Annotated in this window: 16 protein-coding genes, 1 tRNA gene and 2 pseudogenes; 11 read left to right on the forward strand and 8 right to left on the reverse strand. The window is 66.1% G+C overall.

The window, feature by feature from the left end; translation table 11 throughout:
- Positions 1-389: 389 nt before the first annotated feature.
- Together ABZ860_RS27415 and ABZ860_RS27420 are read left to right on the forward strand one after the other, a co-directional pair.
- Positions 390-932 carry a hypothetical protein gene (locus ABZ860_RS27415; RefSeq protein ID WP_357225305.1) on the forward strand — a complete coding sequence of 181 codons (543 nt, stop codon included), beginning with the start codon at positions 390-392 and terminating at the stop codon, positions 930-932.
- A 74-nt stretch (positions 933-1,006) separates the two neighbouring features.
- Positions 1,007-1,771, forward strand: a complete 765-nt coding sequence (locus ABZ860_RS27420; protein WP_357225308.1) for a hypothetical protein — start codon at positions 1,007-1,009, stop codon at positions 1,769-1,771.
- A 193-nt stretch (positions 1,772-1,964) separates the two neighbouring features.
- Here ABZ860_RS27420 and ABZ860_RS27425 read toward each other — a convergent pair whose 3' ends face one another.
- The 3 genes from ABZ860_RS27425 to ABZ860_RS27435 all read right to left on the reverse strand — a co-directional run bounded on the left by ABZ860_RS27425 (position 1,965) and on the right by ABZ860_RS27435 (position 4,586).
- The gene (locus ABZ860_RS27425) at positions 1,965-2,870 is read right to left on the reverse strand and encodes a hypothetical protein (RefSeq protein WP_357225310.1); all 906 of its coding nucleotides are present in this window, start codon (positions 2,868-2,870) and stop codon (positions 1,965-1,967) included.
- Positions 2,871-3,658: 788 nt separating this feature from the next.
- Positions 3,659-4,120: a hypothetical protein gene (locus ABZ860_RS27430; RefSeq protein ID WP_357225312.1), complete on the reverse strand. Its 462-nt coding sequence runs from the start codon at positions 4,118-4,120 to the stop codon at positions 3,659-3,661.
- A gap of 400 nt (positions 4,121-4,520) precedes the next feature.
- A tRNA-Arg gene (locus tag ABZ860_RS27435) sits at positions 4,521-4,586 on the reverse strand.
- A 173-nt stretch (positions 4,587-4,759) separates the two neighbouring features.
- On the opposite strand from ABZ860_RS27435, the gene ABZ860_RS27440 reads away from it, so the two are divergent.
- From ABZ860_RS27440 to ABZ860_RS27450, 3 genes and pseudogenes are all read left to right on the forward strand, one after another.
- Positions 4,760-5,194, forward strand: a complete 435-nt coding sequence (locus ABZ860_RS27440; protein WP_357225314.1) for a DUF6294 family protein — start codon at positions 4,760-4,762, stop codon at positions 5,192-5,194.
- 281 nt (positions 5,195-5,475) lie between these two features.
- Positions 5,476-5,595 (forward strand): annotated as a pseudogene (locus tag ABZ860_RS27445) (hypothetical protein); the annotation flags it as partial.
- A gap of 500 nt (positions 5,596-6,095) precedes the next feature.
- A complete protein-coding gene (locus ABZ860_RS27450; protein ID WP_357225603.1) occupies positions 6,096-6,578 on the forward strand; it encodes an FtsX-like permease family protein in 483 nt (160 codons plus the stop codon).
- 131 nt (positions 6,579-6,709) lie between these two features.
- On the opposite strand, the gene ABZ860_RS27455 is transcribed toward ABZ860_RS27450, so the two are convergent.
- Positions 6,710-7,288: a TetR/AcrR family transcriptional regulator gene (locus ABZ860_RS27455; RefSeq protein ID WP_357225317.1), complete on the reverse strand. Its 579-nt coding sequence runs from the start codon at positions 7,286-7,288 to the stop codon at positions 6,710-6,712.
- Between the two features lie 104 nt (positions 7,289-7,392).
- Here ABZ860_RS27455 and ABZ860_RS27460 point away from each other — a divergent pair, with 104 nt between their 5' ends.
- Positions 7,393-8,487, forward strand: coding sequence for an amidohydrolase family protein (locus ABZ860_RS27460; RefSeq protein WP_357225319.1), 1,095 nt, complete (start codon positions 7,393-7,395; stop codon positions 8,485-8,487).
- 140 nt (positions 8,488-8,627) lie between these two features.
- On the opposite strand, the gene ABZ860_RS27465 is transcribed toward ABZ860_RS27460, so the two are convergent.
- Positions 8,628-8,987, reverse strand: a complete 360-nt coding sequence (locus ABZ860_RS27465) for a transposase family protein (protein ID WP_357225322.1) — start codon at positions 8,985-8,987, stop codon at positions 8,628-8,630.
- A gap of 170 nt (positions 8,988-9,157) precedes the next feature.
- Positions 9,158-9,529, reverse strand: coding sequence for a MerR family transcriptional regulator (locus ABZ860_RS27470; protein ID WP_357225324.1), 372 nt, complete (start codon positions 9,527-9,529; stop codon positions 9,158-9,160).
- A gap of 140 nt (positions 9,530-9,669) precedes the next feature.
- On the opposite strand from ABZ860_RS27470, the gene ABZ860_RS27475 reads away from it, so the two are divergent.
- From ABZ860_RS27475 to ABZ860_RS27485, 3 genes and pseudogenes are all read left to right on the forward strand, one after another.
- Positions 9,670-10,005 carry an EthD domain-containing protein gene (locus ABZ860_RS27475; protein ID WP_357225326.1) on the forward strand — a complete coding sequence of 112 codons (336 nt, stop codon included), beginning with the start codon at positions 9,670-9,672 and terminating at the stop codon, positions 10,003-10,005.
- Positions 10,006-10,159: 154 nt separating this feature from the next.
- Positions 10,160-10,588 (forward strand): annotated as a pseudogene (locus ABZ860_RS27480) (aldo/keto reductase); the annotation flags it as partial.
- Between the two features lie 176 nt (positions 10,589-10,764).
- Positions 10,765-10,968 carry a hypothetical protein gene (locus tag ABZ860_RS27485; protein WP_357225328.1) on the forward strand — a complete coding sequence of 68 codons (204 nt, stop codon included), beginning with the start codon at positions 10,765-10,767 and terminating at the stop codon, positions 10,966-10,968.
- Positions 10,969-11,014: 46 nt separating this feature from the next.
- On the opposite strand, the gene ABZ860_RS27490 is transcribed toward ABZ860_RS27485, so the two are convergent.
- Positions 11,015-11,905, reverse strand: a complete 891-nt coding sequence (locus ABZ860_RS27490; protein WP_357225329.1) for an alpha/beta hydrolase — start codon at positions 11,903-11,905, stop codon at positions 11,015-11,017.
- Positions 11,906-11,964: 59 nt separating this feature from the next.
- Positions 11,965-12,825, reverse strand: coding sequence for an alpha/beta hydrolase (locus ABZ860_RS27495; protein WP_357225606.1), 861 nt, complete (start codon positions 12,823-12,825; stop codon positions 11,965-11,967).
- Positions 12,826-12,886: 61 nt separating this feature from the next.
- On the opposite strand from ABZ860_RS27495, the gene ABZ860_RS27500 reads away from it, so the two are divergent.
- Positions 12,887-13,324 (forward strand): helix-turn-helix domain-containing protein, encoded by a 438-nt coding sequence (locus ABZ860_RS27500; RefSeq protein ID WP_357225331.1) that lies wholly within the window; start codon positions 12,887-12,889, stop codon positions 13,322-13,324.
- Positions 13,325-13,930: 606 nt separating this feature from the next.
- Positions 13,931-14,281, forward strand: a complete 351-nt coding sequence (locus tag ABZ860_RS27505) for a DUF2637 domain-containing protein (protein WP_357225332.1) — start codon at positions 13,931-13,933, stop codon at positions 14,279-14,281.
- Positions 14,282-14,670 lie beyond the last annotated feature (389 nt).

Here is a 14,670-nt window from a genome sequence, read left to right on the forward strand (position 1 = left end):
GAGCGCCGGCACCACCCGCGATCAGCACCCGGCGGACCTGAAACGGCGGGCTCGGTACACGACCGAGCCCGCCCAGTCACGTAGAGGCCCCGATCGCCCTGCTGTCCACGCCGAACCGGAGGTGCTCGGCCGGCCGCGCCGGACAGAGCCCCCCTGCGTCTCTGCACGTGATCAAGGGTCGGCGCTCTCGAACAGCTATGACCCGTTCACCTCGGCCCCGGCCCGCATCGCCGGGGCCTTCCGCTTGCCGTACGACCGGCCATCGCCCTTCCGATCTTCGACGGCATCTCATTCGCCGGCTGGTGGGTCTGTTGACGCTCAGGTGGTCGTTCACTCCAGAATTGCGCGGCTACCCCCTGGTTCCAGTGCCCCTATTGGAGAGGTTGCCGATGCCCCTCGTCACCGGAAGATCTGCATGGTGCTACCTGCGTTGGTGGGTGGTGGCGCTCGTGGTCTGCGTCAGCGGCTTCGCGTCGCTCTGGCTGCCGCTGCTGTTCGAGGGTGATGGTGCGGTGGGTTGTGTGCGCTACGGCCATCTCCCGCTGGGCCTGTCGGCTCTGTGGTCCGATCTCGAGTGGATGTGGCTCGATATCCGCCAGGCTCTTCATCTTGGGGATCGCGGGGTGTCCTCTGCCTGGAACCTGTTACCGTCCGCCGTCGCCCTGCTCGGAGGGGTGCTCAATGTGTGGACTGGGCGAAGGCTCGGCAATGCACTCGGCGTATTGGCAACTCTGTGCATCGCGGTTGTGGCGCTGGATTGGGCCTTCTGGTCGCTTTCGTACCTCGCAGCGCTCAACTGCGGTGGCTGGGACGGCGGCAGGATCTTGTGGTTGCTTTGGCAGATGCTGCCAATGGTCTGCTATGCGGCAGCAGTCGGCCTGCTGATCAAGGCGATTCGCGCGCGCCGGCAGGCGGCTGCCTCGACGTTGTGACAGGAGGGCCTGCTATCGCGTCATCAGCTATGGCCGGTCCATGCGTCAACGGCCCTCAGCAGGGCCGTTGACGCTTGCCTCTTCTCGAGCACCTGACGCTCGAATGTGACAGGCGGCAGTCCGTCATCGGCGCTCACCTGGACCCGGGTCCGGAAGCGCTGCGGGTGCACGTACTCGGCCTTGAGCGTGCTGTCCGACGCCTAAGCCGCGGCGCTATCGAGCGCGCAGCCAACCCGGCCCATCGACTGAACCACCCCATGCCGGGCGCATTCGGCCTGGCAACGAGCGTTACCGCCGTGCTCTGCTGGGGTTTGTCGTGCCTGCCTGCTTTGATCCCTGAGGCGGGCTCCGAGCGTGAGATGAGGTATGGCGTGGCTGAATGTCTGACGAGTTTCGTAGATGAGGTCAAGGATCTCTATGGGGGCTTCGACATCGTGGACGGCGACAGCGGTGACGATCTGACCGTGTCGTCGCCGACAGAAGCGCGGGAGGACTACTGGTGGATCGAGACTGATGAGAAGTTCTTCCTCCGCAGCGCGGATAGGGAGAGCAGCGTCTACGTGCGGTTCGAATTGTGGAGCGGTCCGCCCCCGGCTGTCGATCCCTCCTGGGAGCGCTCGTGGAGCGGCCGGGTGCGCGTGCCCTCAGGCAAGGTCCAAGCCCGCGAGTGCTTCGAGGGCGACGACCATGAGACGTTCGACCTGGGATGCGCTGATGTCGAATGGTCGGTCGATGTGCACGCGAAGACGCTGGAAAACGACGTCGAACCGGACTTCCCGCCTGACATCTTTCGCGTAGAGCTGTTCAAGCTGCGCTTCTGGCGCTACGACCCTCGATGAGGGCGCGCCGGCCACCCCGCGCGTACCCCGGTCCCATGCGACCGTGGCAACCGGCCGTCTCGCTCTGGTTGAACATCGGCGTTCCGGCAACCGAGGTGGCCCAACGGGCGGGGCACAGCATGGAGGTCCTGCGACGTGTCTACTCCGAGTGCTTGAAGGGGCAGGTCGTTGTCGAGGGCGGACGGGACCGGCGTCATCCGTTCCTGGCATGGCAGGTGTTCTGCGCACGCCGGCAGAGGACGGGGAGCCTGCTCACTTCGTCCAGCACCACGCGATCGCCCAGCGGTTCGTTGAGCCTGATGACGTCCTGGCCGGACGCGCCGACGCCTGCGCAGATGCCGTAGCCCCGATAGGGCATCTCGAGTCCCAGGACCACCACATCTGGCCTCTCGCTGGCTCGTAGGGTGACGTCGAACGGTTCCTCACCGACGCAGGCGCCGTATTCGTAGTCCACCAGCAGTGTGCGTTCGTCGAGCACCTCGAAGTCCGAGACGTCGCCCGCCAGATGGTCGCCGACGGCGTCTTCGATGGTCCCGATCGCCTTTTGATCGACCGCGACGTGATCGATGGGGCCGGGGAGGTTCGAGAAGTACAGCCGCCAGGCCGGTACGGTCGCCATGCCGCGTGTGGTCTTAAGCCGCATCGTGGTGAAGGTAGCGCCGGTCAGCTTGTACTCCTCGTCGTCGGGGAAGGTGTAGTTCTCCGGCCAGGGGGACAGGGCCATCAGCGCCTCTCGCGGCCTGATCACGGGGACCCGCATCGTGGACCCGTCGTCCCAGCGGATCTGCGCCCCGGCCGGAGGAGCGGGAAGCGGGCCGGCCACGACCCAGCCGTACTCCGTGTTGATCCGCTCGCTGACCTTCCGCGACATCGTGCTCAGGTCCTCGAGCGGGACGAAACCCCTGCGCCAGATCTTCGCGGCACCGCTCGTCCGCCAGGTCGAGATGGCTTGCGCGGCGTTTTCTTCAAACGTCGGTCCCAACATGCCAGAGCTGTCGCTGAGGAGCAGCACCGCCGCCAGAAGTATCGCGGCTAATCGCACCATATGCTGATCTTGGCAGAGTGCCGCTTCCGACATCGGCGGCTTGGCGCACAGCACCGGGAGCCTGGGTACTGCTCGAAGGATGCGGCTCTGAAGAACCTTGGGAATCGCGGCGGGATGAATCGGTTGTCCCTTCGTGGGTGGGCAGGCATGATCGCATGGGGGTTCTGGACTACAGGGAGCGCGACGGGGACATGCGGCTGCTGAAGCACAGTCGGAAGTCGCGGGATGTCTGCCGTGGACGAATGCATATCATCCAGGCCGAAAGGCTGCAGTTCCGGAGTCCTACCGAGAATGAACTGCTAGTGAGACTCGCCTCGGCGAGCGACTATGAGGCGCAATACTGGTTGGGTTGGAACGCGGCGGACATCGTCCACGAGCCACGGCGTTCGCAACTCCTGGCCACCGCGCCGCGACGGGGAGGCGGCATCATGCAGTTCAAAGATGCCTGGTACCTGTACGCGGTCGACAGTCACACCGGTCGGCATGCTGGAATGGTTTCTGTAAGGTGCCAGCCGCATGGTTACGAGATGTTCGGGGCGGCGCTGACACTGGCTCACGAGCACCTTGGCATCACTACGGTCGTAGCGGGAACGGGAGAACACCAACATAGCCTGTAGGCGTGCTCTGGAGACGGCCGGATTCGTCGCCATACAGAGAACCCCCGTTCATATCCTTCCGAACGGCCGAATAGTCAACGCCTTATGGTATGCGCACACAGCGGGCACCCCAAGACAGTGCAGCTATATCTAGTGCGCCAGCCGCGAGCGACAGGACTCAACAAACGTCCAGATCTGCCGCTGCATGCGATCGCGTCGAATTGAGTGATGTCGGGTAAACGGGCATCAGGTGTCGTACTCGCCGCTATCCCATGGCTCAGTGAAGGCCATGTAGTCGCCGGGCTTGAGATTGACCCACCATGTGTCACCGTCTTCCTCCGGCTCTCTGGGGATTAGGCCGAAAGTCGTTCCGAACCGATCGATTGCGAAGGGTTCGACCTCGATGCGGGTGAACGTGACCTCTCCAAGTTCCTTCAGCCGGGCGTCGTATGCCGCCCGTCGCGCCGAGCGGTCCATCTGGGTTCTGGGGCCGAAAGCATCGATTCTGGCCTCCAGGAACCGGCCGTCGGCGTCGAAGAGGTACAGGGCGACGAACTCCTGACCGTCGTCCTCTCCGCGGATGCTCGGTTCGAAGGGCGTGGTGAGGAAGAACTGCCTGCCATTAGCTGTGCGCCCCACATGCTCCGCATGGTAATCATCATGATTGATGGCAAGACGGCTCGGCGGTCCAATCCTCATCGAACTCATCCCCTCCTCGCCCCGATGGTGCGAGCAGTCGTGATCGCTGCGCCAGCATTATGCCGTCCGGATACGAGAGGAGTCCCGGTTCGTCGTATCCGACAGGCGGCCCAGTAGAACTTCGCCGGGGCGCTGGGATCGCGTGCCTCGATGGCTGCTCCCACCACATGCCCTGCTTCCGAGGTCGCATGCTCGGAACACTGAGGGCGGCAGAGTTACTGGGTGTTGTGGCCTGGGCGGCGTCTATCCTCGCACCCTTCGACGACCGGTCCGAGCTGGCAAAACAGCCACCAGATCAGTTCGCGATCAGTGACTTGTGGCTGCCTACAGCTGCAGCGCGCTGCGCATGATCGCCAATCGAACGCGGAGAAACCCCAGGTGGGGGCTGTTAGGCCTGATCGAAGAGTGCCCCCGGCAGGATTCGAACCTGCGGCACCCGCTTTAGGAGAGCGAGGGTGATACGGCTGGCTCATCTGGTTTGAGCTGCGGGAACGCCTGGCGCAGCCTGTACTAGTTCAAAGGAGCGCGCGAAAGCGCTAATCAAGCGATTTGCAACCCGGTGGCCGTATCAGTGATGTGTAAGACCACCATGCTCCACCTGATCAACGACCGTCAGCTACCAACAGCTGCCAACGAAAGGAAAGTGCCGTGAAAAGCATCCGAAGGGTAGCAGGTGTAGCCGCGAGCACGGGTGTCCTCACCCTCGCCCTGGCGCTCCCCACTGCCGAGACAGCCAACGCGTCCACCTCCGATCAGGTCACGTTCACCTGGAGGGGTTACCTCACCGCAGGCTCATGCACGATCGAACCCGGCGCCAAATGGACTCTGTACTCGGACGGCACGGCGCGTCTGGACGCCACGGTCTTCAGTCTTGACGACAACGACGCCTGGCTGATGTGGGCGCACCTGCTGGACGGGCGCAACGCCGTGCTCGGCGACATACGGGTGTATCGAAGCAGCAGCACCAAATTCGTCAAGAACCTGCCCAGCCATATGCACAGCTACCGATGGATCGCCTGGGGCCAGTTCGACCCCTCCCTGTTCGACCTCGTCAAGCACATGTCACTGAGCAAGCACTGCTGAGGCCGGGCGGATCCCGTGATCCTTCCGGGGGCAGCCACGGAGGATCACACCCACGCGGCAGGGCTGGATCATGCTTGCCGGCGCTCACTCACAAAGGCCCCTGCCTGCGGATGGGACGCAAGAGTCAGCCACCGACCCGGCGATCACGGGCTCGACCCGGACTCCGACACCAAGGAGAAGACCCAAAAACGCGCTGCCCTCGCAGTGGCCGCACTCGCGGCCGCCGGACTCCCCGCCTCCGTTCCGGACTCCGCCGCCGCCGGGATCATGCCCGACAGACGATGCCCGCAGGCGCCACCCAGGCGCAGAATTCGCATGCGCAGACGGCGCCGTCGATTGTCGCCTACCACGGACCCACCTCGGCCCAGCAGACCGAGCGGTTCAACACCCTGTCCGCACAGGGCTACCAGCCCATCACGGTCAGCATCTCGGCAACTGACGCCAGGCGCACCCGCTACGCACCACGTACGGGATCGCATCGACGATCTCCCGGCGCGGATGCTTCTCCAACTCTGGATGAGTGATCAGAGCTAGTCTCGAAGGGTCTCGGGTCATCCCGGGGCCTTCGTCGTTCCTGGGGCTGATCTGGCCAAACACCGCCCGGAGCATTCCGCGAATATTCCGCGAGCGCTGACCTGCGACTGCCTACAGCGGCACTCGGCTGCATCAGATCACCAAGTGGTTGAGGAGAAACCCCAGATGAGGGGCCGTTTCGGCTGATCAAAGAGTGCCCCCGGCAGAGCCGGACGCATTTCAACGGCACCGTCGATTTCGGCACGCTCCAGGTCCAGCGCCGCGCCTCCCGGGTTGGCCAACGTGGTTCGTCCGTCGCAGCACAGGATTCCGCGGATTTGAGCGCCGAGCAGCATTACCTAACCGGTCACCCGCGTAGCTCAAAAGAATAGATCACGATCGACGGTCAGCCCAGCGGCGAACAGCGCATGCCCGCCCGAGTTGGTCAAGGTGGTTTGACCATCGCAGGACAGTTGGCCGCCGATGTGGACCCTGCGCGACGCACAGCTTCGTCGGCACGGCGCTGTTGCCGGCGCTGTTCGGGATGGCGACCACGGTGTCGATGAGCGTCGCCGAACGCAGGCGGGAGTTCGGGCTGCGGGGGGCCGCGGGCGCGACCATGAGGCAGATCCGCTCGATCGTCCGCTGGGAGGCAGCGGCCGTGGTCACCCTCGGCACGATCCTCGGTCTGGTGATCGCGATGGGCACGCTGGTGCTGCTGCATCTGACGAGCGGCAGCTCGTACCTGCGCCCGGCCCCACAGTGGTGGCTGTTCCCGCTGGTCGCGGCGGGTGCGGCCGTGGCGACCTCGACGCTGCCCGCGCGCCGGGCCGCGTCCGTACCCGTCCTGGAGGCAGCCAGGGCGGAGTGAGCCTCCACGTCCAGTGAGCGGCCGTCGCCTCATCGAGGCGAGATGCCGACGGCTTCCAGCGGTACGGGCGGCGACTCACAACGTGCACCTTTCGTCTCGCACTACCGCCCTGCTGGATGCCGGCCAGGGGGTCATGGCCTGGTCAGCGGAATGAGCACCTCATCGACGATGGAGGCGATCTCGCCGGAGTCCACGAGACCGCCCTCCCATGCCTGGAAGAGGATCAGGCGTGGTCCGACTGAGACGATGCGCGGGGTGAGGCTGCCGGGTGCGGCTTCGCCGCGTTCGACCGCCTGGCGCAGGACGGACAGCAGTACTTCCTGGTGCGGGCGGACCACCAGCCGGTGGACCTGCTCGAACAGCTCGGGATGGCGGTGGCGGTGGGCGATGAGCGGGAGCAGCGCGCGGCCGCGCGGCTCACCGAGCGCCCGTACGAAGTGCTCGAGCAGGGCGATCAGGTCATCGCGCAGTGCGCCCGTGCCGGGTGGCGCCAGCGGGTCGCCGAAGCCGGTCGCGGGGTCGCTCAGCGCGGCGAGGACGAGTTCGGCCGGGGTGGACCAGCGCCGGTACAGGGCCGCTTTCCCGGTCCCGGCCGCGGAGGCGATCTTGTCGAACGTCAGCTCCTCGAAGCTGCTCCCGGCCAGTTCGCTCAGGACCGCCTGGAAGATCGCGGTGGTGAGGGCGTCTCCGCGGCGGCGGGTGGGACTCATGAGGACGGATATATCACGCAGGTCGCCGTGCTAGCCTCGATTAGTGAACAAAGTTGTTCCTTATTTGGGGCAGGTGGCCCATGTCCAGTGACGGCAGGACAGCCGTGCGCAATGTGCGGGTCTTCGATGGCAAGCGGCTCGGCGAGCCCCGTACCGTCGTCATCGACGGTGCACTGATCGGCGACGATCCCGCAGGCGCGGAGGAGATCGACGCGGCGGGGGCGGCGCTGCTGCCCGGGCTGATCGACGCGCATGTCCACCTGCACGACCCCGGGAACCTGGCCGCCCTGGCCGCCTGGGGAGTGACGACCGGACTCGACATGGCCTGCTGGCCGGCCGAGCGGGTGGCCTCGCTGCGCGAGACCGAGGGAGCGGCCGACTTCCGAACCGCCGGGCTGCCCGCGATCGGGCCGGGCGGCCACCACGCCCGCATGCCGGGAATGCCGCCGGAAGCCGTCATCCTGACGGCAGCCGACGCCCGGCGGCACGTCGAGGCGCGGGCGGCGGAGGGTGTCGACTACATCAAGGGCGTCGCCGAGGCCCCCGGCGAGGGCGGGCCGCCCGCGGACGCGCTGCGCGCGCTGGTGGAGGCGGCGCGCGAGTACGGGCTGAAGACGATCGTGCACGCCGCCACCCCGGGCGCCTACACGATGGCCGTGGAGTCGGGAGCGGAGTTCGTCACGCACACGCCGATCGCCGGCGGGATCCGGGCGCACGACGTGGCCGCGATGAGGAGCGCCGGCCAGAGGTCCATCCCGACGATCACCATGATGGAGGCGTTGCTCACCGCCTTCATGACCTCCGGCCCGCCGCCTGGGCAGGCCGACCACTTGGGGGAGGTGCTGGGCGACGTCGGCCGTCTGCACCGGGCCGGTGTTGAGATCCTCGCCGGGACGGACGCGAACGCCGAGCCGTCCGCGCCGCTGCCCGTGCCTCACGGCGAGAGCCTGCATCACGAGTTCGAGCTGATGGCGCGGGCCGGCATGACGCCGGTGGAGATCCTGCGCTCGGCGACCGTGCTGCCCGCCCGCGCCTTCGGCCTGGTCGACCGGGGCGCCGTCCGGCCGGGCATGCGGGCCGACCTGTTGCTGGTCAACGGCGACCCGACCCGGGACATCACGGCCACCCGCGACATCCGCGCCGTCTGGTGTGCCGGTCACCCCGTCACTCTGGCCACCGCTCGCGAAGCTGAAACCTGAGCGGCTGCGCGAGCGGAGGTTCCCGTACGGCGGCGGCGTCGAGCAGATCGAGGCAGTACTGCCACAGGCCGGCGACGGCCCCCGCAGTCAACAACGGCGCTCGACGTTCCGGTCGACCGCTGCCTCAAGGGCCGCGTCCCCTACCCCCGCCACCGCTGGGCACTGGCCGACTTGCTGCCCCCGCCTCGACGGAAGCTTGTTTGGCATGGGCGCGAGGAACGCGCCTGACGGCATTTGCTCGGCAACGTCGCCCTCGCACAGGTGCCATTTCGGCAGGAGAATCGGTTTACCCGCAGGTGGATGAGCAGTTCCTCGCCACCAACTGCGGTGTCGGACAACCGCCGCTCATAGTGACTGTGCCTGCGCCGCGACCGAATTCCGCAGTCTGGGCACGCGGCCTCCATGGTGCCGGTTTCTGGCCCGGATCCGCACCGTCGTTCCCGCACGGAACACCTGGTCAGTGCACACACGGCCAGGCGGGGGAACAAGACCGCGACCATCTCACTGATCAATACGCCGCAGATCGTCGCCGCCGGGAGGTGATCTACTGGCTGGCCCGTCTGAACCGTGATCAGCTCAGCCGGGTCCGATCACGGAAAGTGTGCCTGATCCTCGACGGACGGATCGACCGGCTTCCTGAAGGCCACGTCACCGGTACCGCCCACGTCACTCAAGCAGCATCCGCCGCATTGGCCAGGAAGGACCGGTTGACCTCGATCAGGTGATCAAGCGCTTCCCTGGCGGCTGTGAGGCTGTCGATCGTCGATGTAAGGCGGGTTCGCTCATGATTCATGACGGCCAAGGCATGCAGGGCCTTGGCCGTGGTGGGCTCCGACATGCAGGGGACCATCTGAGCGATGCTCATGGTGGACATGCCAGCGGCTAGGAATGTCTGAATCAGCGCCACCCGCTGGACGTGATCCTCGTTGTAGCACCGCTGGCCACTGGGCGATCTCGTGCTGACCAGCAGGCCCTGCTGCTCGTAGTAGCGCAGCGATCGACGGCTTGCTCCTGTCCGGGCGGACAGCTCACCGATCCGCATCTCAACTCCTCGTGTGCATTGGGTCACAATGCCTTGCCCATGACATCGATGTGAGCGTTTAGCGTAACCCCGTAGCTCGCAACCCGACGCCGGGGCAGGCGGTCGCCTCCCCCGTGCCGCGAGGACGAAGGAAGCAAATCATGATCAAGTTCGCTTACATGATCAACCGTGTCGGGGGGATGACCCTCGAGGAATTCGTTGATTATCACCGAAACCACCACGCCCCATTGTTCGCCTCCATCCCGGAGGCGCGACGGTACGTGAAGAAGTACGCCGTCTCTCACCCGGTTCCCGCCGACGGCTACCCGAGCCCCGGCTACGACGGCCTCACTGAGATCTGGTTCGAAACCTGGGCGGACCATGACGCCTTCTTCGGATCGAAGAATTACAAGGAGCTGCTGAACCCGGACGAAAGCAAGTTCATCGATTTGGATTCGGTGGTGGTCATGGTCACCGAAGAAAAGGTCGTGATCTGATACGCGCTGCCGGCGGAGCTGGACGACGAGGCGGAGCCTGTCGTCCAGCTCCGCAGCGAACGGCTCAGGACGCGACCGTCATGCTTCTTCTCTGCATGATCGCCTTGGTGATTGCGGTGGTCAGCCTGTTGCACCTCCCGCCGAATCTCGGCTAGTGGGACAGGCTCGTGGCCACCTTTGTGATCGTCGCTTCGACGCGTACGGGCCGTTCACCAACGAACTGTGCTGGCGACCAGGTTCGGCATCGAGCGCCTGCCCGACGGCACCCGCGTGGGCGTCAACGGCCGCCCCCGACTACGTACGCCGCTGCCGCGGCGCCTCCCTGGAACGGCTCGGAGTCGACCACATCGACCTGTACTACCAGCACCGCATCGACCCCGGCGTCCCCGTCGAGGAGACCTGGGGCGCCATGAAAGAACTAATCGAGGCCGGCAAGGTCCGCCACCTCGGCATCTCCGAGGCCGCCCCCGCCACCGTCCGCCGCGCGCACGCCGTCCACCCCGTCACCGCGGGACAGTACGAGTACACCCTGCTCACCCAGGACATCGAAAGTGAGCTGCTGCCCACGCTCCGCGAGCTCGGCATCGGCCTGGTCGCCTACAGCCCCCTCGGACGCGGCCTCCTCAACCGGGGAACTGTCCGCCGGCGACTTCCGCCACCACGACCTTCGCTGGCAGGGCGGCACCTTCACCGCCAACCAGGCCCTTGGGGCCAAGGTCGGCGAGATCGCCGCCTCGCTCGGCGCGACCCCCGGCCCAGGTGGCACTCGCCTGGGTGCTCAACCGGGGCGGGGACGACGTCGTTCCGATCCCCGGCGCGAAGCGGATCGCCCGGCTGGAGGAGAACGTCACCGCCCTGCAGATCGAGTTCGAGGCCGGCCACCTCGACACGCTCGACAGCCTCGCCGGTCAGGTCGCCGGCGACCACTACAACCCGGCCGGAATGAGCACCGTCAACCACTGACCGCTCACGCGGCGCGGATGCCGACGCCGGGCGGGTGGCTTGCCGCTCACGGCTTCACCATCGTGCGGACGAATGTGGCCGCGCGGGTCATCGCCGCGTCGGCCTCGTCCCACGAGGCGGCGAATGACTGGAAGACGTGTGTCGCGTGCGCGGTGACGTCTAGGGTCACCGACACGTTGGCCGCCGCCAGCCTTGCCGCGAGCCGGGTGGAGTCGTCCAGCAGCACCTCGTCAGAGCCGACCTGGATCAATGTGGGCGGCAGGCCGTGCAGGTCCGCGAACAGCGGGCTGTGCTGATCTGCCGTGGATGCGTCGCCGAGGTAGTCATGCACGCGGCGTTCGAGGGCGGTGCGGTTCACGATGAAGTCCGCCTCGGCCCTGACCGTCATCGATTCGCCGCTGAGTGTGAGGTCGACCCACGGGGAGAACAGCAACGCCGCGGCGGGCATCGGCTCGTCGGCGGCGGAAAGAGCCGCCAGCAGGCCGAGCGCTACCCCGCCGCCGGCCGACTCGCCGGCGACCGCCACCCGTTGCGGATCGACGCCGGAGGCGATCAGGGCGCGATAAGCGCGTACCGCGTCGTCGGTGGCGGCAGGGGCGGGATGCTCGGGTGCCAGGCGGTAGTCGATGGTGATCACTCGTGTCTGTGACCTGCGGGCGAGGTCTGCGACGATCCCCAGCGAGCTGCGCGCCGACCCGAAGACATACGCCCCGCCGTGGAAGTACAGGACGGTGCCGTCGCAGGGCTCTTCCGCGGGTTCGACCAAGAGGCCAGGGATCGTGTCGTAGTGGGCTTCGGTGACGATGACGTCCTCAGGGACGGGATGGTGGGACAACAGCTGCTCGAACAGGGCGCGCTGTTCGTGGACCGCACCGCCGAGGTCGAGGGGGGACGACGCGCGAAGCTGCCGGATGGCCTCTCGCTGCTCGCGGCTCATATCTGCTCCTTGCTGTGGGTTCGGTCGGCTTTGTTCCGGACGGGTTTGAAGGTGTGTGCTCAGACGGCCCGGGCGTGCTCGATGAGAAGGTCGGCGAAGGCGTCCGGCTGGTCGATCGGGGTGATGTGACCGCAGTCCTCAAGCAGGTGCTGGGTGAGGCAAGCGGTGATCGGTTCGAGCTGGCGGGCGGTGGCCGCGCCGATCGCGCCACCGCCGATGGCGAGGGTCGGCGTCGTCAGTCGCTGGTCCTGCGCCCAGTTCCCGATCCATTCCGCGGTGGCCGGCACCGCGCGGTAGTGGTCGAAGGCATTGCCGAGACTCGTTTTGCCCCGATATGCCTCGACGATCACCCGTGTAAGGTCTGCCGGCAGACCTCGGCGACTGCCGGCGGAGAGGAAGAAGCGGACGTAGCGCTCCGCCGAGTTCTCCAGGACGTCCTCGGCCAGACCGCCGGGCGCCTGGTGGAAGCCGAACCACCACGGCGGCCCCTGCCGTAGGAAGGCCTCGGCGCCGGGCAGAAGTCCGATCAACCCTTCAGACAGGGTCAGGCTGGTTACGCGCTCGGGCGACGATGCTGCCAGGGCGAACGCCGGAGTGACACCTAGATCGGTGCCGACGACGTGTGCCTCGCGGTCACCGAGGACGTCCAGCATTCGGAGCAGGTCCGTGGCGATCGCGGATGCCTGGTAGCCGCGGACGGCGGGTGTGCTGTCGCCCAGCCCGTGCAGGTCCGGCGCGATGGCCCGGAAACCTGCCGCGGCCAGCCGGGGGGCGACATCGCGCCAGATAGCGCGGGTGTGTGGGAAGCCGTGCAGCAGCAGCACAGCCGGCCCCTGGCCGAGAGTCTCCACGGCGAGTTCGACCCCGTCGATCGGTATCCGGCGCACGGTCGCGCCGGGAAGGTGAGGAGAAAGAGTCATCTGGCGCACAGGTGCCCTCCCTGGTTACGCTTGGGAACGTGGTAACCGTAGGAGACCTTCAATGAACGGGGAAGACGGCACTTTCCCGACACCAGGTGACCTCGTGGTAACTGCCTCACGGCAGGGGAACCTGTTCGATCCTCTGTGCCCGACAAGGCTCCTGCTCGACCGGGTGGGGTCGCGATGGACGACCATGGCGGTGCTGTCGCTTGCCGCTGCCGAGGGCGAGCTGCGGTTCACCGAGTTGAAGCGCGAGATGACCGGTGTGTCGCAGAAGATGCTGGCGCAGACCCTCAGGGCGCTGGAACGAGACGGTCTTGTCGCTCGTCGTGTCGAGGCGAGCAAGCCTCCACGGGTGTACTACCGCCTGACCGACCTGGGCACCACACTCGTCGCGCCGCTGCGAAGTCTGCGAGCCTGGGCTGAGCAGTACATGCCCCTGATCCAGCACAACTGCGATGTGTTCGACGCCGCCGACCGCCCGGACGGCCACGGCTAAACAGCCGTGAGCCGACGAAGGACTCCTCCAAGCTGCGTGATACTGCGTTGGCATGGATTTCGAAAGGCGGGTGGAACTGCCGTTGTTTCGCGCGCTACCACGCTTCGAACAAGAGGATCGCTGCGACGATGTCGGGCCGCGCTTTTGATCATCGGTCCAACGCCATGCTGCCGCAGAACGGGCCGGAGCAGGCCCCGTCCCACGAAAGGAGCTTTTCCGCTCGAACCCGAGTATCGAAACAGCCAGCAACCTTCAAGAACATAGATATCAACACATACTGCCTCTGGCTGGGATTCAAGCTAGCCCAGGCACTGGGCGTCGTCTATCCTCACGCCCTTCGATAACTGGTCCGACCTGGCCAAACAGCCATCAAGATCATTCCGCGTATATTTCGCGATCATTGACATGCAGCTGCCTACGGCTGCATCTCGCTGCACATGATCGCCGGGCGGCTACAGACAAACCCCAGGTGAGGGGTTGTTTGGCCTGATCTAAGAGTGCCCCCGGCCAGGCACGACGCAAATCTACGGCGCTCTCACCTGCGGTTTCCTCTGGACGTCTCGTCGTTGAAGCCCGCGCCGAGGTGGCCAACGGAGGCGGGGCGCGATGAGTCTCTACTCCCGGGTGGATGCCTGCACTTCATGGACGACAACCGCGTCCGTGGGTCTGCTGGCCGTGATCGCCGCGGTCGTCTCGTACCGACAGATACATGAGCTGGCGTTGCGGCAGGGCGAAAGTGAGCTGGGAGCGGCCCTCGTGCCGTTGGCAGTGGACGGCATGATCGTGGCTTCGTCAATGTCGATCCTGCTCGCCAGCCAGTATGGCAGTCGCGGGAGAGCCGAACGCTCCGGCTTCGATGGAGGCTCGTTCCCTTGCGAGGATCCCCATAACCAGGAACTTCGGATGCGACCACCGCCACCTCAGTGCAGAAGCCGGGAGATCTCGACCACGAGCTGATGGCGTTACTGGCGGAGCGGGCTAACAAACGGCGGGGTGGGCCTGGCCGGTGAGGGCGGCCTGCTGGCCAAGCTGCTGCCAAACTCGGTGGTCACCATCGAGATCGGCGCACCGTTCCACTCGCGGACCTTAGATGGGTCTGGATGTGCCGCCGATGACCTTGCATCGCCACCCTCAAGACCACCACCGGAGAAAATCAACAAGGGACGCGACGTTACTGCACGTCGCGGCCCGCGTCATCACGTTTGTGAAGGAAGTCCGCCACCCCGTGCTGGTTGGGCGTGTGGTGGGAAAGCCCCGCTGCAGCAGGTCGGCAGGCGACTACTCTTCCTCTGATCACGATCGCCAAGAAACTCTCACCAAAGTGCGATCATGTCCGCTAGGGTGTC

The organism is Microbispora sp. NPDC046973 (genome assembly GCF_040644495.1).
Lineage (GTDB): Bacteria > Actinomycetota > Actinomycetes > Streptosporangiales > Streptosporangiaceae > Microbispora.